Source organism: Nocardia sp. NPDC049526, from assembly GCF_044465765.1.
Lineage (GTDB): Bacteria > Actinomycetota > Actinomycetes > Mycobacteriales > Mycobacteriaceae > Nocardia.
In genome coordinates, this window is the sequence record NZ_JBITMA010000001.1 from 418,851 (window position 1) to 439,178 (window position 20,328).

Below are 20,328 nucleotides of genomic sequence, written 5' to 3' on the forward strand. Positions count from 1 at the left end.
CGCCCCTGCCGATCGTCGGCAGGGGCGCACTGTTGCTGTATGCGGAGTCTCAGGGTGCTCCGACACGGAAGGGGACTGTCAAGGAGGCGGCGGCGAGCAGCTGATCGAGCGCGCGCTCCACATCTTCCTTCCAGCCGTGATCGGAGTCGAGTTCCAAGCGCAGCCGGGGGAAGCGGTGGTGCGGTGCCACCACTTCGAAACCGACGTCCTCCAGGAAATCCGCCTCGATCATGCAGGTCTCCGGCGAACATCCGGTCGCCTTACCGGCCGAGGCCGCGTCCCGGACCGGTGAACCGATTCGCTCCATCAGCCGCATCGAGCCGAGCGAACGATCCGACATCGCGGTCGCCGGGGGATCGGTGCGAATCCCGAAGGCCTCCAATGCACGTACGCCACGACGCACCAAATCGGCCACCACGGCTGTTATGAGGCGGTGGGCTATGTCGGCATCCTGATACGGGAATTCGGCCCGCAGCGTGGTCAGCAGGACCGCATCCGGGCTAACCGGCGATGTGGGGAACAGGCCGGCACGCGGTACGGTGCTCGGTGGCGAATACAGCGCACACCCCGCTATGTTGCCGTCCACATTCGCGACCTGACCGCACGAACCCCACTCCAGCATGACCGTGGACAGCCAGGCCTCCTTCTCGAAGACCGGATCACTGAACTCACGGGAGGTCGCGGCCACCGCCGGATCGATCTCCCAGAACACGCAACGCCGCGCATGGGCGGGTAGTCTGTCGAGTCCGCCGAGGGTTAGTGCTGTGACGCTGGTCGACACCGCTCTGCTCAGCCTCCAGCTATCCGATTCATCCACACTCACGCTGCATTCACTCGCCAGCAAGAATATGCGATCAAAGCGAACCCGCCTCATTCCACGTCGCTGTGCTGTTGATAAGGAGCCCCTCCGTAGGCCGACTTTCTGCGCCGTCACAGTGACGTTTCGACGCCGAACACGTGCCTATCGGAAACACACGGCTATTTTTGCCACTTCTCACTTGCCGAGCTGCTGCTGCTCCATCATGCCTACGATGCGTTCGAGATCTTCGACCGAACCGAATTCGACGACGATCTTGCCCTTCCGCTTGCCGAGGCTCACGGTGACGCGAGTGTCGAAGGATTCCGACAGCCGCTCGGCCACATCCTGCAGACCCGGCATATGAATCGGCTTGCGCCGGGAGGCAGGGGGAGCGGCCGTATCCGGATCCCGGTTCGCCAGGGTGACGGCTTCCTCGGTGGCCCGGACCGACAATCCCTCGGCAACGATGCGAGCGGCGAGTACCTCTTGGGCGTCGGCGCCTGCCTCGAGACCGAGCAGCGCCCGAGCGTGTCCGGCGGACAGTACGCCGGCCGCGACCCGGCGCTGCACCGGGATCGGCAGTTTCAACAGACGAATCATATTCGTCACCACTGGTCGGGATCGACCGATTCGGGTGGCCAATTCCTCATGGGTGACATCGAATTCCTCGAGCAGCTGCTGATAGGCCGCCGCCTCTTCGAGCGGGTTCAGCTGTACCCGATGGATGTTCTCCAAGAGGGCATCCCGCAGCATCGCGTCGTCCGCGGTCTCGCGGACAATGGCCGGAATCGCCGCGAGCCCCGCCTCTTGGCAAGCGCGCCAACGACGCTCACCCATGACGATCTGATACTTGTCCACCCCCGGCTCCAGCCGACGCACCACGATGGGCTGCATCAGGCCGAATTCCTTGATGGAATGCACGAGCTCGGCGAGCGCCTCTTCCTCGAAGACGTGGCGCGGCTGCTTGGGATTCGGTTCTATCTGCTCCGGCGGAATCTCACGATAGGACGCACCGCCATCCGACAGCTGTTCATCGCTGGGGTCGGGGACCCGGTGCAGGAAGGCGGAAGCCGGTTGCGGTCCGATCGGATCGATGCCGATGACGACATTGGCTGCGGCGCTACCGAGTCCGGGTGCGGCACCGAGTCCCGGTGTGGCCGCCGGCCCCGTCGGAATCAACGCGGCAAGTCCGCGGCCTAGCCCGCCCTTCTTCGCCTGAGTCATCGGTTACCGACCCTTTCCTCGTTCGTCATTGCGCGCGCTCTGCCGCACCCGGCCGAATCACCGACCGGGAGGCCATCTCGCGACCGGCGTCCAGATAACTCATCGCACCCCGGGAGCCTGGATCATAATCGAGCACTGTCATGCCGTAGCCCGGCGCCTCGGAGACCTTCACGCTGCGGGGGATGACCGACTTCAGCACCACATCGCCGAAGTGCCCGCGCACCTCCTCGGCGACCTGGTCGGCCAACTTGGTCCGGCCGTCGTACATCGTGAGGATCACCGTCGACACATGTAGTTCGGGATTCAGATGTGCCTGCACCAGACCGATATTGCGGAGCAACTGCCCGACACCCTCCAGCGCGTAGTACTCGCACTGGATCGGGATCAGCACCTCCTTGGCCGCGACGAGCGCGTTGACAGTGAGCAGGCCGAGCGACGGCGGGCAATCGATCATCACGTAATCGATGTCGTACCCGGCGATATTGGCTTCCTGGATGGCGGCCTTGAGCCGCCCCTCCCTCGCCACCATGGAAACCAATTCGATCTCGGCACCGGCCAGATCGATGGTCGCCGGAATGCACAGCAGGCGCTCGCTGTGCGGACTCTGCTGAATCGCATCCTTCACCGACACCTCGCCGATGAGGAGTTCGTAGCTCGACGGGACACCCGAGTGATGTTCGATGCCCAGGGCGGTGCTGGCATTGCCCTGGGGATCGAGGTCGATCACGAGAACCGTCATCCCGGTGTGCGCCAGGGCGGCCGCGAGATTCACGGCGGTTGTCGTCTTACCGACGCCACCCTTCTGATTGGCGATGGTGATGATCCGTTGCTCGTGCGGTTTCGGCACTGTCACCTTTCCTGGATGCAATATCTGGCTTGCACGTTGGGCTTCGGCCGCTATCGGGGTCTCACTGGGGGAGATGTGCCCGAACGGTGTGCTTCCGAATGCCTCCGCATCCAAGGTGCTGGAGTCCAGCATCCCCGGCACGCGCGACGTTGTTTCCCGTGAAACATTCGCCGGACCGCTCGACATAGACAGCTCCTAACGCGAGAACCTCAGATCACGTGCGCCCGACCGAATTCGACGCCGTGTCATCACTAGCTGTGTCGGATCGAACTTGATGCTCAATCGGGACCGCGGCGCCCGATCGACCGAGCGGAGCTCTCGTCGCTGCGACAAACCCACATCCGTCCGTGGCACCAACGCTCACGCCCGACGCTCACTAGCTTGCCAGCACTCAGCGCGATTAGAAAGCTGAATCGCGGCATCACGCAAAGGACACGCGAATCTGCACCGAATCACATCGCCGCGAACAAGATTGACGCACCTGATTCGCCGTTTCACATGAAACATGAAGTCTCGGACCGACACCGAAGTTCTGTTTCACATGAAACATCGGATACGCCTCCGCGCCGCGGGCATCTCACGCCAGGCCCTCTCGCGGCCAATGAGCCTCACGCAATGGGGGTCATCGATTTCCCCATCCGGTGACACCGGATTCAAAACGTCACGTGAAGTTTCGGTCGAAGTCTGCTGCGCTGCGAACGCCTAGGCGGCTTGTTTCACATGAAACATTGTCGCGAATCGAGAACTGCTACTTCGATTTCCGCGCCGACCTGCCGGCCCGACGCGAGGGGCGCTCAGCACGCGGCAGCCGCTCGGCGCTGATCACCAGAGTGGGGGTGGACACGAGTCCGGCGCCGCATTCCAGAACGGTCGCATTTCCCGCGCCCGCCTTCGCCAAAGCCTCACTGTCGCGCTCGAGTTCCTCGGCCGCGCTGACTCCCTTCAGTGCGAGCATCCGTCCGCGATCGCGCAATAGGGGGAGAGACCACTGCGCCAGCTTCGCCAGGGGGGCGACAGCGCGAGAGGTCACCACATCCGCGCCACCCGCTTCCTTCATCACGCCCGACTGCTCGGCCCGACCGCGCACCACGGTCACATCGAGTCCGGCCGCCTCGATGAATTCACTCAGAAAGATGGTGCGACGCAACAGCGGCTCGACCAAAGTGATCCGGAGATCCGGGCGCGCGATCGCCAATGGGATTCCGGGTAGTCCGGCGCCGCTGCCGATATCGACCACGGTGGTGCCCTCCGCCATCAACTCACCGACCACCGCACAGTTGAGAATGTGTCGGTCCCATAGCCGCGGCACCTCGCGGGGACCGATCAGTCCGCGCTCGACACCGGCGGCGGCGAGGGCGGCACAGTACCGACGCGCGAGATCCAGCCGGTCTCCGAAAACCACCGCAGCAGCGGCCGGGGGCTCCAGCTCATTCGGCAACGCGGTGATGCCACCGAGATCTCGTTCCACGTGAAACATCCTTCCGAACTCGAGTCGATCGTGCGGCGATAGGGCCGGGGCAGGGGACGCATCCAAGACATGAAGAGGGCCTCCGGTCCGAAGACCGGAGGCCCTAATCCAATCACAGCGCGCGATTCAGGCAGGCACCACAACAACGTGCCGATTGGGCTCCACGCCCTCGCTCTCGCTGCTGACACCGTCGACAGCCGCGACGGCGTCGTGCACGATCTTCCGCTCGAACGGAGTCATCGGCGCCAGCGGCTCCGGCTTACCGGATTCCAGCACCCGCTGCGCGGCGGCGGTGCCGAGTGCACTCAACTCCGAGCGACGCTTGGCGCGCCAGCCGGCTACATCGAGCATGAGCCGACTGCGCACTCCGGTTGCCTGCTGCACGGCCAGGCGGGTCAGCTCCTGCAGTGCATCGAGCACCTCGCCATTGCGGCCGACCAGCTTCGAGAGATCACGGCCGCCGTCGATGCTCACGATGGCGCGGTCACCCTCGACATCGAGATCGATATCGCCGTCGAAGTCGAGCACATCGAGCAACTGCTCGAGGTAGTCGCCCGCGATTTCGCCCTCTTCGATGAGAGCTTCCTCGGCATCGTTCGCCGCCTCGGTGGATTCGGCCCCCGCTTCGGCTTCGCCGTTCACCATCGTCGTCGTCGCCACAGTGGCGTCCCCTCCGTCGGTTTCAACAGTCATTTGATTTCCTTCATCTGCTCATCGCGCGCGACCGGCGACCGGCGCCGATCGGAGAACGCGAACAGGGTTGCTCAGAGATCCCGCAGGCGCGCGATGTGTCAGCGCCGTCGCTTCTGGTTGGGCCGCCCGCGGTTGCCCGGTCGCTTCTGCCCGCCCGAGCGCCGCTGTCCCGCCTTGGTCGGGGACTTCGCGGTACCGTTCGTCGACGGCGGGGCGTCAACCGCGTCCACGGCGGCATCGGCATCCGCATCGACGGGCGTCGCGTCGGAAGGCGACTGTTTCTTCTTCACATTGACCGGCTTAGCACCAGGCTTCGGCGCGTTCTGTGCGCGCTGCTCCAGCTTCTGCTGCTTCTTGACTTCCTCTTCCTTCGCCATGCGGCCGAAGACGAGGTGCTGCTGTCCGTAGGTCCAGATGTTATTGGACACCCAGTAGAGCAGGATGGCGATCGGCAGGAAGGGGCCACCGACCAGCACGCCGAGCGGGAACACCCACAGCGCGAGCTTGTTCATCATGGCCGACTGCGGGTTGGCCGCGGCCTCCGGGCTCTGCCGGGCAACCGAGGCGCGCGCGTTGAAATGTGTCGCCAGACCGGCGATCACCATCAGCGGGATGGAGACCAGCGCGATGCTCAGCTTGGTCGGCACGCCGCCGTAATCGGCGAAGGCCTGGAGCTGGCTCGGCGGGCTGGTGATGAAGGCGGAGATGGGGGCGCCGAAAATGCGGGCGCTCAGGAAGGACTGGACGTCGGCGGCGCTGAAGACGTAGTTCGGCGTGTGCGCATTGTCGTAGGCCGACATGCCGAGCTGGCCGATGCCGGTGCCGGTGCGGTTGAACGAGCGCAACACATGGAACAGACCGAGGAAGACCGGCACCTGCGCCAGGATCGGCAGGCAGCCCATCAATGGGTTGAAGCCATGATCCTTCTGCAACTTCTGCATCTCGGTCGCCATCTTCTGACGATCGTTCTTGTACTTCTTCTGCAGCTCCTTGATCTGGGGCTGCAATTCCTGCATCTGCTTGGTGGTGCGCACCTGCTTGACGAACGGCTTGTAGAGCACCAGGCGCAACGTGAATACCAGGAACACCACGGCCAGTGCCCAGGTGAGTCCGTTGTCCGCGCCGAACGCGAACCCGAAGACCCGATGCCAGAACCAGAGGATCCAGGACACCGGATAATAAATGAAGTCGAGCACGGCTCTATGCACTCCCGTCGTTCGTATCGCCGATCACCGCACGCGGTGATCCTTTACAAGCGTGTGGCGCCGACGCCTGCGGGTCGGCGGCTGACTCGTTCCGTTCGCGTGTTTTTCGCTCCGGAACGGGATCCCACCCACCAGGGTGCCAGGGTGCGCATTTCGCCAATCGCACGACCGTCAATCCGAGGCCGACGAACAGGCCACGGGTGCGTAACGCGGTCACCGCATATTCGCTACAGGTCGGGGTGAAACGGCACACCGGCAGGCGCATGGGGGAGACATACGTCCGGTAGAGCTCGATCAGGAAGATCACCGTGTTCGCGGGTAGCCGAGCAACAGTGGAGCGCGCACTCATCCCACACCGGCCACGGTAGCCGATGGGCGGACGATATCGAGCTTTCGCAGCGCGCCACGCAGCTGGCGGAGCAACTCCGTCGCGTCGGCGGTCGCGGCGCCGGGCAATGCGCGGATCACGATGTCGGCATCGGCGGGCAGTTCGGCGATCACCTGGCCGCACATATGACGCAGGCGGCGGGCGACGCGGTGTCGAATCACCGCGTTGCCCACCGCCTTGCTGACAATCAATCCGAACCGCGGACCGCCCACGCGGACCAACGATCCGGCCTCAGCCGCATCGCTTCGTCGTCCACTCGCGCCCACAGTTCCGTCATACCCGTGCACGAGCGCGTGTACGACCAGATCTCGCCTCCCGATTCGCTGGCCGCGGCGCACCGTCCGGGAGAAGTCGGCACGATGATGCAACCGATACGGCTCAGGCAACACCCGAGCGTCCGAGAGCGAGGATCAAGCAGTGAGGGACTTGCGGCCCTTGCCGCGACGCGCGGAAACGATGGCGCGACCAGCGCGGGTACGCATCCGGAGACGGAAGCCGTGGACCCGCGCCCGACGACGGTTGTTCGGCTGGAACGTCCGCTTGCCCTTGGCCACGGTCAACACTCCTCGAGTAGGTGGGCGCCGTTCGGCGCCCAAAGCTTGTCAGTGATACGTCTTTGCGCGATGAATCGCGAGGTGGTCATCATCGATGCGCGTCGGTCCTGGCGCACGAGGTCGATACGACCCGACACGGTCAGCACAGGACCGCCACCGCACCAAGGGGTGACTGTACGAGGGTACTGATCGGCAAAGTGCGGGTCAAACTCGGCCCACTCGACCCCGCGGCCTGCACCGGAGTCACGCATCCTGGGTATAACCGTGAGTTCGTCCACACCCCTAGCCGTCGGTAGGCGCACCGGCTAAGGTACGTAGCCAGAAGATTGCTGCAGAACCGCAGGTCCAGGCCGTATAGCGGCGGAGCGCAACCTTGTTTCACATTTCCCCAGGGTTCTCCACATCTGTGGATAATTGTGTGGAAAGACCCCTGGAGTGGCATATTCGTAGGGCCGACGGTGCCACGCCGCCGCCCGGATGGGGGACCCGGGCAGCGTCCGAACCGGTTACGGACGTACGCGGAATCACAACATCGACTCAGTCACGGCCGATACTCCGCAGGCTCCGACCGTCTGCTCCTATCGCCTACTTCCGGGGAGGAAACTGCATGGACGACGAGCAGAACGTGTTGGCCACCGTGTGGCCGGAGGTGGTCGCCGAACTCACCACCGGCTCGGCCGATGGTGCCATCCCGCCGGTATCCCGGGCACAGCAGGCCTGGCTCAAACTGGTCAAGCCGCTGACCGTGGCCCAGGGATTCGCCTTGCTCTCGGTGCCATCGTCGTTGGCCCAAGAGGCCATCGAACGCGATCTGCGCGAACCCATTCTGCGCTCACTCGGCCGTCGTCTCGGTCCGCAGGTCGAGGGTCTCGGCGTCCGGATCGCGGCGCCGGCGACGCAGCCGACCGAACGCCCCGGCAATAATCCGCGTCACGCGCGCATGACGAGCCGACCCGAGCGCGGCCGCGACAGCGGTCGCGGTCCGGCGGGCTATCCCGCCCCGGACTATCCCGGACGCAACGACTACGCCCCGCCGCGTTATGCACAGCCCAACGATTACCCGGTGACGCCCGAATACGCGGCCGGACCGGATTACTCGGCGGCACCGGACTACGAGCCCGCGCCCGAATACGCGGGCGCACCGGAGTACCTGCCGGTGCCCGGATACGAAGTGGCGGGGGAGTATCCGACCGACGAATATCCGAGCCGCGGCGACTATCCGGGCCATACCAATGGCGAACGGCAGGAGCCGACCGCGCCCCGCCGCGAATCCGGACTCCCGCCGCGACGCGATTCGGTGCCACCCGGACAGGAGTCACTGTTCAATCCGGAGCCGACACCGGAACCGGTGCGGGCACAGGGCCGCGCGCCGATGCGGGAGACGGCATCCGCACGGGAATCCCGGCCGGGCAGCGATCCGGCCATCGCCGCCGCGCACGAATCGGTCCGCGAGCCGATCTCGGACAACTCGCATGACGACGAACCCGTCGTCAATGTCCGCAATTCGTGGCCGACCTACTTCACCAAGTCGCAGGAGAATCCGGCGCCGTCGAATTCCTCGGCGAGCCTGAATGCCAAGTACACCTTCGAGACCTTCGTCATCGGCGCGTCCAATCGCTTCGCGCACGCCGCGGCGGTCGCGATCGCAGAGGCGCCCGCGCGCGCATACAACCCGCTGTTCGTCTGGGGCGCCTCAGGTCTCGGCAAGACCCATCTGCTGCACGCGGCCGGACACTATGCCCAGCGGCTGTTCCCCGGCATGCGGGTGAAGTACGTATCGACCGAGGAATTCACCAACGACTTCATCAACAGTCTGCGGGACGACCGGAAGGTGGCATTCAAGCGCCGCTACCGCGAGACCGACATTCTGCTGGTCGACGACATCCAGTTCATCGAGGGCAAGGAAGGTATCCAGGAGGAGTTCTTCCACACCTTCAACACCCTGCACAACGCCAATAAGCAGATCGTGGTGTCCTCCGACCGGCCGCCCAAGCAGCTGGCCACGTTGGAGGAGCGGCTGCGGACCCGGTTCGAATGGGGCCTGATCACCGATGTGCAGCCGCCGGAGTTGGAGACACGCATCGCGATTCTGCGCAAGAAGGCGCGGATGGACCGGCTCGACGTGCCGCACGATGTATTGGAGCTGATCGCGAGTCGGGTCGAGCGCAATATCCGCGAGCTGGAGGGTGCGCTGATCCGGGTGACGGCCTTCGCCTCACTGAACGGCCAACCGCTGGACCTGCCGTTGGCCGAGGTCGTACTGCGCGATCTCATGCCGGATACCGCGACGCTGGAAATCAACGCGGCGACGATCATGGCCGTCACCGCCGAATACTTCAACACCACGCTCGAGGAGCTGACCGGGCCGGGTAAGGCCCGGCCGCTGGCCCAGGCCCGGCAGATCGCCATGTATCTATGCCGGGAACTCACGGATCTATCGCTACCCAAGATCGGCCAGGCCTTCGGTCGCGACCACACCACGGTCATGTACGCGGAGAAAAAAGTGCGCAAGGAGATGACCGAGCGGCGCCGCGTGTACGACCAAGTACAAGAACTAACAGCCCGAATTAAACAGCGTTCGCGCTGACCGGCACTAACACCTCGGCACCGCCCCTGACCTGGGGCGGTGCCTTTTTATGCCCTGTGGACTCCTCGAGGAATTCTTGTGGAGTCCTCGAGGAAACTCCGAGTTGTGCACCGGTTCGTCCACAGGCTGTGCGGATGATCGTGGATCCGTTGCTAACAGGGGTGGAATCAACAGAGTCCACAGCTGTATCCACACACAGGCCCTGACCAGCGACGGGCTCGGTCAGTGGCTTGGGGAATCCTCGAGGATTCCGTGTGGAGTCCTCGAGGATTCCTCGAGCTGTCCACGATTTGGTGCACATGTGTGAACAACCTGGTGAATCAGGTGGAACAACTCGAGGAGCACTCGAGGATGGATGGGGGACAAACTCGCAACGTCCACAACCCCCATCTGTTCATCCTCGAGTCACCCAACGGTCATCCCCACCGCACCACGCCCCCGGACCTGCGGATTCGGCGGCAGTCCACAGATTCCACAGTGCCTACTACTACTTCAGTTCTTCTCCTTGAAGATCTCTCTTCAAAACAGGATGTGTGGAAAGTCGATCAGTAAGCATCGGCACCCGAGCCACTCGCCGAGACAAGCAAGGAGAGGAGGCGCGACACATCCGCGCGATTCACCCGCACCTGTTCTCCTTGCTCGATATTTCGCAGCACGGATCGTGTTCGCTACACAGAACAACCGGAGGGTCGGGCTAGGTTCAGCTGGTCCGGACGAGTACGGTTCAATGTCGGTCGCCTATGCCAGACTGCAAGGCGGCAGGCACAGCACCCCCTTTTCGAGAATCAACGCTGACGAAGCCGACAGGGATCACGGAACCGGGAGAGGACAGATCGGGCGATGGAGCTGGCGAGTATGAAATTTCGGGTCGCCCGAGAGGATTTCGCCGAGTCCGTTGCATGGGTGGCACGCAGCCTCCCGTCGCGGCCTCCCGTCCCGGTACTCGGCGGCGTACTACTCGTGGCGGGCGAGGACGGACTGACCGTCTCCGGCTTCGACTACGAGGTCTCCGCGCAGATGCGCGTCGCGGCCGAGGTCGCCGGACCCGGCGAGGTGCTCGTCTCCGGCCGACTGCTCGCGGATATCACCAAGGCGCTGTCCAATAAGCCCGTCGATGTCGCTATCGACGGCACCCGCGTGCTCATCACCTGTGGCAGTGCGAAGTTCTCGCTGCCGACCATGCCGGTCGAGGACTATCCCCAGCTGCCCGAGGTGCCGCAGCAGACCGGCGAGCTGAGCGTCGATGTCTTCGCCGAGGCGGTCGGCCAGGTCGCGGTCGCCGCGGGACGTGACGACACGCTGCCGATGCTCACCGGTATCCGGGTCGAGATCGAGGGACCGCAGGTCGTGCTCGCGGCCACCGACCGATTCCGGTTGGCGGTCCGGCACATCGAATGGCAGCCCGCGCGCACCGATATCGAGACCTCGGTGCTGATTCCGGCCCGGACACTGTCGGAGGCCGCGAAGACGCTGGGTCCCTCCGATGCTCCCGTACAGCTTTCGCTCGGCACCGGTAGTGGCGCGGACGGTCTGCTCGGCATCGTGAATGCGGGCCGCCGGACCACTACCCGGCTGCTCGATGCGGAATTCCCCAAGTTCCGCCAATTGCTCCCCAAGGAGCACACCTCGATCGCCACCCTCCCGGTCGCCACACTGACCGACGCCATCAAGCGCGTTGCGCTGGTCGCCGAGCGCGGTGCACAGGTGCGGCTGGAGTTCACCGACGAGGGACTGCTGCTCTCGGCCGGCGGCGATGACGCGGGTCGCGCCGAGGAGTGGCTGGAGGCCGAATTCCACGGTGAGTCACTGACAATCGCGTTCAATCCCGGCTACCTCATCGACGGACTCTCCGCGCTGCACGCCGATCGGGTTACCTTCGGCTTCACCACGCCGAGCCGTCCCGCGGTGCTGCTGCCCGCGAGCGACGAGGAACCCAAGGTGACGGAGTCGGGTGCGTTCATCGCACTCGAGAGCCCGTACATCTACCTGTTGATGCCGGTTCGGTTGCCGGGCTGAGCATCGGCGGCGATGGGATTTATCCACAGTTCGTCCACAGACAGTGGATGGACCACAAGATGTTGTGGTTTACGCCCGATTTGTCGTCGGCAGCGGCAGAAAACGGCGATGACGACGGCCGGAGCGGAGTAGGCGGGTGTTCATCCGAACGCTGTCACTGCGCGATTTCCGCTCCTGGGAGCACGCCGAGCTGGAATTATCCCCAGGCCGAACGGTTTTCCTGGGGGCCAATGGCAACGGCAAAACAAACCTGCTCGAGGCGGTCGGCTACCTCGCCACCTTGGGCTCACATCGGGTCGCCGCCGACGCACCGCTGATCCGTATCGGCACCGAACGCGCCAGGATCGGCGCGACCGTCGTGAACACGGGTCGCGAACTGCGCATCGATCTCGAATTGAACCAGGGCGCTGCCAATCGCGCGCAGATCAACCGATCTCCGGTGCGCAGGCCGCGAGAAATCCTCGGCATTCTGCAGACCGTGCTCTTCGCACCGGAGGACCTCGCCCTGGTCCGCGGCGATCCGGGTGAACGGCGGCGCTTCCTCGACGAGTTGTGCACAGCCAGGTTGCCGCGGCTGGCCGCCGTGCGCGCCGACTACGACCGGGTGCTGCGACAGCGCTCGGCACTGTTGAAATCCGCTGGGCGCCAAGCCCGCTCGAAGGCGGAACTCAGCACCCTGGACGTATGGGACGGGCATTTGGCGACGCACGCCTCGGTGCTGCTCGCACAGCGACTGCGCCTGGTACACGATCTGTATCCCTATCTCGCACAGGCGTACTCGTCGATCGCGCCCGAATCACGCCCCGCCGCAATCGGCTACCGCAGCGCGAGCCTGCCGCCGGAGTTCCTGGATCCGGCGCGCACACCACAGCCCGACGACGTCGAGGTGCTGGAGGCGAATATGCTGCGCGAACTGGCGGCGGCGCGGCCGAAGGAATTGGAGCGGGGGGTCTGCCTGGTCGGCCCACACCGCGACGATCTGGATCTGATGCTCGGCACTGCTCCCGCGAAAGGCTTTGCCAGCCACGGTGAGTCATGGTCGTTCGCGCTGGCGCTGCGGCTCGCGGCCTTCGAACTGCTGCGCGCCACCGGTGCCGAACCGGTCCTACTGCTCGATGACGTATTCGCCGAACTCGATCGCCGCCGACGCACGGCACTCGCCGAGGTCGCGGCCGGTGCCGAACAGGTGCTGATCACCGCCGCGGTCCCCGAGGATGTGCCCGTGGAACTTTCCGCGGTTCCGCTGCGGGTTGAAACGAACGGCGGTGCGGACGGCCGCATCTCCCGAATCACCGACCGGGAATCCGACGCCGCCACCGGTTGATCGGGCTCCGTCGGATCCCTGTCGCGTCGGTAAGATCAGCGCCGATTGCAGTACGACGCGTCGGCAACCAGCGCGCGAACGGCGGCGGGGAGAGAGGCAGACCTCGTGAGCGAGCGTCAGCGAGTGAACCATCAACACAGCGCGCAATCGCGCACGACGAAGCCGAGCGTCAGCGAGGCGCAGTCGTGAGCGAGCGTCAGCGAGTGAACCATCAACACAGCGCGCAATCGCGCACGACGAAGCCGAGCGTCAGCGAGGCGCAGTCGTGAGCGATTCGGCAGCGTCGAATGCTTCCGCGTCCGAGCCGGAACCGGAGCTGCGCGGTATAGATCTGGCGCGGCGTGCGCTGGAGGAGGCGCGGGCTGCCGCCAAGGCGAGCGGTAAATCGGTGGGGCAGGGCCGGGCATCGCCGCGTCGGCTGCGCACCGGAGCCCGCCGCCGCACCGGCTGGTCCGGCGCGCGGCCCGATGACCGTGACCCGCAACTGCTTTCGAGCCTGACCGGCGCCATCGCGAAGAATCGGGGCTGGTCGGCCAAGGTCGCCGAGGGCATGGTCTTCGGCCGCTGGGCCGGTGTGGTCGGTGAGGACATCGCCTCGCACGCGACCCCGATGACATTGAAGGACGGCGTGCTGAGCATTGCCGCAGAATCCACGGCGTGGGCCACCCAGCTGCGCATGCTGCAGGGCCAGATCCTGGCGAAGATCAATGCGGCGGTGGGACAGGGCGTGGTCACCTCGTTGAAGATCACCGGTCCGGCCGCGCCGAGCTGGCGCAAGGGGGAGCGGCACATAAAAGGCCGAGGTCCACGGGACACCTACGGATAAGCGGCAGTCCGACCGATCGCTCAGTTTCACGTGGAACGCCGCGGCCGTCATGCGCGAGTCCGCCCACATAGGCTGAACTATGGGCCGGCCACCTGCTCACGAGGCCGCGATTGCGACTCCGCCACACAGGCAACTCTCAGGCCGAATCTGATGGACTCAAAGGGGTTGAAGGCGGAACCGACCCATGCTCGACCGATTTCTCGCATCCACGGAGCCGTCAGGGGTGTCGTAGGTGCATTGTGGCTTGGGTCTACCAGTAGGATGGTGGGGTAACTAGCGGCGAACCTTCGGCGCGTTCCGTACAGCCCGCGCGCGGACCCCGTACTTCACGACCAGAATCAGACCGGGGCCAACGCGTGCTGTCCGACCGCTGCGCCAAGGATCAGCAAGTAAGGAGAGCTACCGACCAGTGGCTGCCATGGACTCCAACGCATCGGGCTCGACCAACGCGACATCGGGCAAGCAGGACTACGGTGCCTCCTCCATCACGGTTCTGGAAGGCCTGGAGGCGGTCCGCAAACGTCCGGGCATGTACATCGGCTCCACCGGCGAGCGCGGCCTGCACCACCTGATCTGGGAAGTCGTCGACAACTCTGTCGACGAGGCGATGGCGGGCTACGCCACGAAGGTCGAGGTCACGCTGCTCGCCGACGGGGGCGTCGAGGTCGTCGACGACGGCCGTGGCATCCCGACCGGCATGCACGCCCAGGGCATTCCCACCGTCGAGGTGGTCATGACCCAGCTGCACGCGGGTGGCAAGTTCGACTCCGATTCCTACGCGGTGTCCGGTGGTCTGCACGGCGTCGGCATTTCCGTGGTCAACGCGCTGTCGCACCGGCTCGAAGCCGAGATCGACCATGACGGTTACCACTGGAGCCAGACCTACAAGGACGCCAAGCCCGGCAAGCTCGTGCAGGGTGAGCCGACCAAGCGGACCGGCACGACCATCCGCTTCTGGGCGGACCCGGAAATCTTCGAGACCACGACCTACAACTTCGAGACGGTGGCCCGTCGGCTGCAGGAGATGGCGTTCCTGAACAAGGGCCTCACCATCGTCCTCACCGATGAGCGGGTGAGCGATACCGACGTCACCGACGAAGTGGTCAGCGAGACCGCCGAGGCGCCGAAGCATGCCGACGAGGAAGCGCCCGCGCCCGCCCACAAGGTGAAGACCCGCACCTACCACTACCCCGGTGGGCTCGAAGACTTCGTCAAGCACATCAACCGGACCAAGCAGCCCATCCACAACTCGGTGGTGAGCTTCACCGGCAAGGGCACCGGCCACGAGCTCGAGGTCGCCATGCAGTGGAACTCGGGTTACTCCGAGTCGGTGCACACCTTCGCGAATACCATCAACACGCACGAGGGCGGCACCCACGAGGAGGGCTTCCGCGCGGCGCTCACCACGGTGGTCAACAAGTACGCCAAAGACAAGAAGCTGCTCAAGGACAAGGACGGCAACCTCACCGGTGACGACATCCGCGAGGGCTTGGCCGCGATCGTCAGCGTGAAGGTCGGCGAGCCGCAGTTCGAGGGCCAGACCAAGACCAAGCTCGGTAACACCGAGGTGAAGTCGTTCGTGCAGCGCACCTGCAACGAGCACCTCTCGCACTGGTTCGAGGCCAATCCGGCCGATGCGAAGACCATTGTGAACAAGGCGGTTTCCTCCGCACAGGCCCGCGTCGCCGCGCGTAAGGCGCGCGAACTGGTGCGTCGTAAGAGCGCCACCGACCTCGGCGGGCTGCCCGGTAAGCTGGCTGACTGCCGTTCCAAGGATCCGAGCAAGTCCGAGATCTACATCGTGGAGGGCGACTCCGCCGGTGGCTCGGCCAAATCCGGCCGCGACTCGATGTACCAGGCGATCCTGCCGCTGCGCGGCAAGATCATCAATGTCGAGAAGGCCCGCATCGACCGCGTCCTCAAGAACAACGAGGTCCAGTCGATCATCACCGCCTTCGGCACCGGCATCCACGACGAATTCGATATCGCCAAGCTGCGCTATCACAAGATCGTGCTGATGGCCGACGCCGACGTGGACGGCCAGCACATCTCGACCCTGCTGCTGACACTGCTGTTCCGCTTCATGCGGCCGCTGGTCGAGCACGGGCACGTGTACCTCGCGCAGCCGCCGCTCTACAAGCTCAAGTGGCAGCGGTCCGATCCGGAGTTCGCCTACTCCGATCGCGAGCGCGACGGCCTGCTCGAGGCGGGTCTGGCCGCGGGCAAGAAGATCAACAAGGACGACGGTGTCCAGCGCTACAAGGGTCTCGGCGAAATGAACGCCAAGGAACTCTGGGAGACCACCATGGATCCCTCGGTGCGGGTACTGCGTCAGGTCACCCTGGACGATGCCGCCGCGGCCGACGAGCTGTTCTCCATCCTGATGGGTGAGGACGTCGAGGCACGTCGCAGCTTTATCACCCGCAATGCCAAGGACGTTCGCTTCCTCGACGTGTAACCGGCGTGACGCGAAATTCCACGTCCGGTGCCAAAGGAGACTTTTAGATGACTGAAACCACGCTGCCACCCAACGGCGGAGCGGGTGACCGGATCGAGCCGGTCGATATCCAGAACGAAATGCAGAGCAGCTATATCGATTACGCGATGAGCGTCATCGTGGGCCGCGCTCTGCCCGACGTCCGCGACGGCCTCAAGCCGGTGCATCGCCGCGTGCTCTACGCGATGTACGACAACGGCTACCGGCCCGATCGCGGCTATGTGAAGTCCGCCCGCCCGGTCGCCGAGACCATGGGTAACTACCACCCGCACGGTGACGCGTCGATCTACGACACCCTGGTCCGCATGGCCCAGCCGTGGTCATTGCGCTATCCGCTGGTCGACGGTCAGGGCAACTTCGGCTCCCGCGGCAATGACGGCGCGGCCGCCATGCGGTACACCGAATGCCGCCTGACCCCGCTGGCCATGGAGCTGCTGCGCGAAATCGACCACGAGACGGTCGATTTCACGCCGAACTACGACGGTCGCTCACAGGAGCCGACCGTTCTTCCCAGCCGCGTGCCCAACCTGTTGATGAACGGCAGCAATGGCATCGCGGTCGGTATGGCGACCAATATTCCGCCGCACAACCTCAACGAGTTGGCCGAGGCGATCTACTGGGCGCTGGAGAACTACGACGCCGATGAAGAGGCGACGCTGGCCGCCTGTATGGAGCGGGTCAAGGGTCCGGACTTCCCGACCTACGGCCTCATCGTCGGTGGTCAGGGCATCCAGGATGCCTACACCACCGGTCGCGGTTCGATCCGGATGCGCGGTGTTGTCGAGATCGAAGAAGACAACCGCGGCCGCACCACGATCGTCATCACCGAACTGCCGTACCAGGTCAACACCGACAACTTCATCAACTCCATCGCGGAGCAGGTGAAGGACGGCAAGATCGCCGGCATCTCCGACATCCACGACGAGTCCTCGGACCGCGCGGGTATGCGGATCGTGGTCACCATCAAGCGCGACGCCGTTGCCAAGGTGGTGCTGAACAACCTCTACAAGCACACCCAGCTGCAGACCAGCTTCGGCGCCAATATGCTCTCGATCGTCGACGGCGTGCCGCGCACGCTGCGCCTGGATCAGATGATCCGGCTCTACGTCGAGCATCAGTTGGAAGTCATCGTCCGGCGTACCAGGTACTTGCTGCGCAAGGCCGAGGAACGCGCCCACATCCTGCGCGGTCTGGTCAAGGCGCTGGACGCGCTGGACGAGGTCATCGCGCTGATCCGGCGTTCGGCCAATACCGATACCGCGCGCACCGGCCTGATGCAGTTGCTGGATATCGACGAGATCCAGGCCACCGCCATTCTCGACATGCAGTTGCGCAGGCTGTCCGCCCTGGAGCGGCAGAAGATCGTCGACGAATTGGCCAAGATCGAGGCCGAAATCGCCGACCTCAAGGACATTCTCGAAAAGCCGGAGCGCCAGCGCGCGATCGTGCGCGACGAGCTGGTCGAAATCGTCGAGAAGTACGGCGACGAGCGGCGCACCAAGATCGTCGCCAATGACGGCGATATGGCCGATGAGGATCTCATCGCCCGCGAAGATGTGGTCGTCACCGTCACCGAGACCGGCTACGCCAAGCGCACCAAGACCGACCTCTACCGCAGCCAGAAGCGGGGCGGCAAGGGCGTCCAGGGCGCCGGCCTCAAGCAGGACGACATCGTCAAGCACTTCTTCATCAGCTCCACGCACGACTGGCTGCTGTTCTTCACCAATAAGGGCCGGGTGTACCGGGCCAAGGCCTATGAACTGCCCGAGGCCAGCCGGACCGCGCGCGGTCAACATGTCGCGAATCTGCTGGCCTTCCAGCCGGATGAGAAGATCGCCCAGATCATCCAGATCAAGGGCTACGAAGATGCGCCCTATCTGGTGCTCGCCACCAAGAACGGCCTGGTCAAGAAGTCGAAGCTGTCCGACTTCGACTCCAACCGCAGCGGCGGCATCGTCGCGGTGAACCTGCGCGACGACGACGAATTGGTCGGCGCCGTGCTGTGCTCGGCCGATGACGATCTGCTGCTGGTTTCGGCACGTGGCCAGTCGATCCGCTTCTCCGCCACCGATGAGGCACTGCGTCCGATGGGCCGCGCCACCTCCGGTGTGCAGGGCATGCGGTTCAATGCCGACGATGAACTGTTGTCGCTCAATGTGGTTCGCGCCGAGACCTATCTGCTCGTCGCGACCTCCGGCGGTTATGCCAAGCGGACCGCGATCGAGGAGTACACCCCGCAGGGGCGTGGCGGTAAAGGCGTATTGACTATCCAATACGACACCAAGCGTGGCACCCTGGTCGGTGCGCTCATCGTCGACGACGAGGATGAGTTGTATGCGATCACGTCCGGCGGTGGTGTTATCCGGACGGCGGCGAAGCAGGTTCGTAAGGCTGGACGACAGACCAAGGGCGTGCGATTGATGAACCTCGCCGATGGCGATACGTTGCTTGCTATCGCGCGCAATGCCGACGAACCCGATCCTGATTCGATCGTCGGCGGAGACGGCGACACCGGTTCCTCTGAGCAATAACCCCACAGCGGCGGCAACGAACGGATCTAAGGATTCCCATTGACCACGAATCAGCCGAACGACGAGCGGCACCAGACGAACGGTGTAACCGAACGGATCGCACCGTCACCGATTCCGCCGCGGCCGATCCCACGGCCGGTCGCATCGGCCGAGAACGGCCAGCCGAGTGGCCCGCAGGGAGGGGCTCAGCCGCACGAAATGCACAGCCAGCAAGGCGAAGTCGCGTTCAAAGCGCCGGAGCCGAGCTCGGGTGCGGACGGGCACGAGGCATTCGATCAGCGGGCGGCTCGGCCGGGTAAATCCGGCGAGTCGGCCGCGCCGGAAGCAGGCGACCGCTCGGCATCGAACGGCGGCGGCCAGTCGCCCTTCCAGGAGGGCTGGTCGCAGCTGCCGCAGCGGGAGCCGCAGTCGAACCTGTATCGGCCCGGACAGTCACCGGTGACCGGTCGCCCGAATTCCACCGGCGGTGGGCTCGGCGGCGGCGGTGGGCTCAGCGGTGCTGGTGGCGGCGGTGGCCTCGGTGGCGGCGGCGGTCTCGGTGGCGGTAATGCCCGCACCACCGCGGATCTCGCGGCCAAGGCGGCACGCAAGGAAGCGGCGATGGTTAAGTCCGTCGGCATCGATGGACCGACCCGCAGCATCGCCCGCCCGGAATTGATCAAGGACATGCCGGACCTGTCCGACATCCGGCACCCGCTGCCCGTCGACACCCCGGGCCCGCAGTCTGTACCGGTCTCGCCCGCGGTGCCGGTCGCCGTCGCGGCGGCCGTCGCCTCCGGTGAGCCATTGCGGGCCACGGTGCAGATCCGCCGGATCGACCCGTGGTCGACCCTGAAGATCTCGCTGGTGATCAGCGTGGCCATGTTCTTCGTGTGGATGCTCGCGGTCGGTCTGCTCTACATCGTGCTCGAGGGCATGGGTGTGTGGGAGCGGCTCAACAGCACCTTCACCGATATGGTCTCTTCCGACAGCGGCTCGGTCGGATTGGTCGATGCCGGTTCGGTATTCGGCTACGCGGGTGTCATCGGGCTGATCAATGTGGTGCTTTTCACCGCATTGGCGACCGTCGGCGTCTTCATCTACAACCAGTGCTGTGACCTCGTCGGCGGCATCCAGGTGACCCTGGCCGACCCCGACTAGAAACGGTGTCCACGCGGCCGGTCACTGTCCTCGCGCAGGGCGGTGACCGGCCGTTTTGGTCATCGGCGGGCGGGTAAGGTAATCTCGTGCCTCGGTTCGGTTAGCAGCTCCGGCGGGTAATCCGAACGAGAGTAAGGGCCTATAGCTCAGGCGGTTAGAGCGCTTCGCTGATAACGAAGAGGTCGGAGGTTCAAGTCCTCCTAGGCCCACTCCCGAACATCACAGTAGG

16 protein-coding genes and 1 tRNA gene are annotated in these 20,328 nt (G+C 64.7%); 8 read left to right on the top strand and 9 right to left on the bottom strand.

Annotated elements, in window-relative coordinates; translation table 11 throughout:
- Positions 1-49: 49 nt before the first annotated feature.
- From ACIBW7_RS01810 to rpmH, 9 genes are all read right to left on the bottom strand, one after another.
- Entirely contained in the window at positions 50-781 is a 732-nt protein-coding gene (locus tag ACIBW7_RS01810) for a GNAT family N-acetyltransferase (RefSeq protein WP_397043093.1), read from the bottom strand.
- 213 nt (positions 782-994) lie between these two features.
- Entirely contained in the window at positions 995-2,023 is a 1,029-nt protein-coding gene (locus ACIBW7_RS01815) for a ParB/RepB/Spo0J family partition protein (protein ID WP_397043095.1), read from the bottom strand.
- 25 nt (positions 2,024-2,048) lie between these two features.
- On the bottom strand, positions 2,049-3,002 hold the full coding sequence (locus ACIBW7_RS01820; protein WP_397044135.1) for a ParA family protein: 954 nt from the start codon (positions 3,000-3,002) through the stop codon (positions 2,049-2,051).
- A gap of 616 nt (positions 3,003-3,618) precedes the next feature.
- Positions 3,619-4,347, bottom strand: coding sequence for a 16S rRNA (guanine(527)-N(7))-methyltransferase RsmG (gene rsmG, locus ACIBW7_RS01825; RefSeq protein ID WP_397043097.1), 729 nt, complete (start codon positions 4,345-4,347; stop codon positions 3,619-3,621).
- A gap of 117 nt (positions 4,348-4,464) precedes the next feature.
- Positions 4,465-4,983 (bottom strand): protein jag, encoded by a 519-nt coding sequence (locus tag ACIBW7_RS01830; protein ID WP_357476048.1) that lies wholly within the window; start codon positions 4,981-4,983, stop codon positions 4,465-4,467.
- A 146-nt stretch (positions 4,984-5,129) separates the two neighbouring features.
- Complete coding sequence (yidC, locus tag ACIBW7_RS01835) at positions 5,130-6,227, bottom strand: membrane protein insertase YidC (RefSeq protein ID WP_397043099.1); 1,098 nt, start codon at positions 6,225-6,227, stop codon at positions 5,130-5,132.
- A 4-nt stretch (positions 6,228-6,231) separates the two neighbouring features.
- Positions 6,232-6,585, bottom strand: coding sequence for a membrane protein insertion efficiency factor YidD (yidD, locus tag ACIBW7_RS01840; protein WP_397043101.1), 354 nt, complete (start codon positions 6,583-6,585; stop codon positions 6,232-6,234).
- The gene (gene rnpA / locus ACIBW7_RS01845; RefSeq protein WP_397043103.1) at positions 6,582-7,013 is read right to left on the bottom strand and encodes a ribonuclease P protein component; all 432 of its coding nucleotides are present in this window, start codon (positions 7,011-7,013) and stop codon (positions 6,582-6,584) included. The genes yidD and rnpA overlap by 4 nt, the downstream gene beginning before the upstream one ends.
- 21 nt (positions 7,014-7,034) lie before the next feature.
- Positions 7,035-7,178: a 50S ribosomal protein L34 gene (gene rpmH, locus ACIBW7_RS01850; protein ID WP_083898281.1), complete on the bottom strand. Its 144-nt coding sequence runs from the start codon at positions 7,176-7,178 to the stop codon at positions 7,035-7,037.
- Between the two features lie 607 nt (positions 7,179-7,785).
- Between rpmH and dnaA the strand changes: the two genes are divergently transcribed.
- The 8 genes from dnaA (at position 7,786) to ACIBW7_RS01890 (ending at position 20,308) form a co-directional block, all read left to right on the top strand.
- Positions 7,786-9,765 (top strand): chromosomal replication initiator protein DnaA, encoded by a 1,980-nt coding sequence (gene dnaA, locus ACIBW7_RS01855; protein WP_397043105.1) that lies wholly within the window; start codon positions 7,786-7,788, stop codon positions 9,763-9,765.
- Between the two features lie 840 nt (positions 9,766-10,605).
- Positions 10,606-11,781 (top strand): DNA polymerase III subunit beta, encoded by a 1,176-nt coding sequence (dnaN, locus tag ACIBW7_RS01860; RefSeq protein WP_397043107.1) that lies wholly within the window; start codon positions 10,606-10,608, stop codon positions 11,779-11,781.
- 136 nt (positions 11,782-11,917) lie between these two features.
- Positions 11,918-13,105, top strand: coding sequence for a DNA replication/repair protein RecF (recF, locus tag ACIBW7_RS01865; protein ID WP_397043109.1), 1,188 nt, complete (start codon positions 11,918-11,920; stop codon positions 13,103-13,105).
- A gap of 265 nt (positions 13,106-13,370) precedes the next feature.
- The gene (locus tag ACIBW7_RS01870) at positions 13,371-13,931 is read left to right on the top strand and encodes a DUF721 family protein (protein ID WP_397043111.1); all 561 of its coding nucleotides are present in this window, start codon (positions 13,371-13,373) and stop codon (positions 13,929-13,931) included.
- A gap of 418 nt (positions 13,932-14,349) precedes the next feature.
- Positions 14,350-16,389: a DNA topoisomerase (ATP-hydrolyzing) subunit B gene (gyrB, locus tag ACIBW7_RS01875; RefSeq protein WP_397044138.1), complete on the top strand. Its 2,040-nt coding sequence runs from the start codon at positions 14,350-14,352 to the stop codon at positions 16,387-16,389.
- A 47-nt stretch (positions 16,390-16,436) separates the two neighbouring features.
- Positions 16,437-18,959, top strand: a complete 2,523-nt coding sequence (gyrA, locus tag ACIBW7_RS01880) for a DNA gyrase subunit A (protein WP_397043112.1) — start codon at positions 16,437-16,439, stop codon at positions 18,957-18,959.
- A 198-nt stretch (positions 18,960-19,157) separates the two neighbouring features.
- Positions 19,158-20,099: a DUF3566 domain-containing protein gene (locus tag ACIBW7_RS01885; RefSeq protein ID WP_397044140.1), complete on the top strand. Its 942-nt coding sequence runs from the start codon at positions 19,158-19,160 to the stop codon at positions 20,097-20,099.
- Between the two features lie 135 nt (positions 20,100-20,234).
- A tRNA-Ile gene (locus tag ACIBW7_RS01890) sits at positions 20,235-20,308 on the top strand.
- The last annotated feature ends 20 nt before the right edge of the window (positions 20,309-20,328 follow it).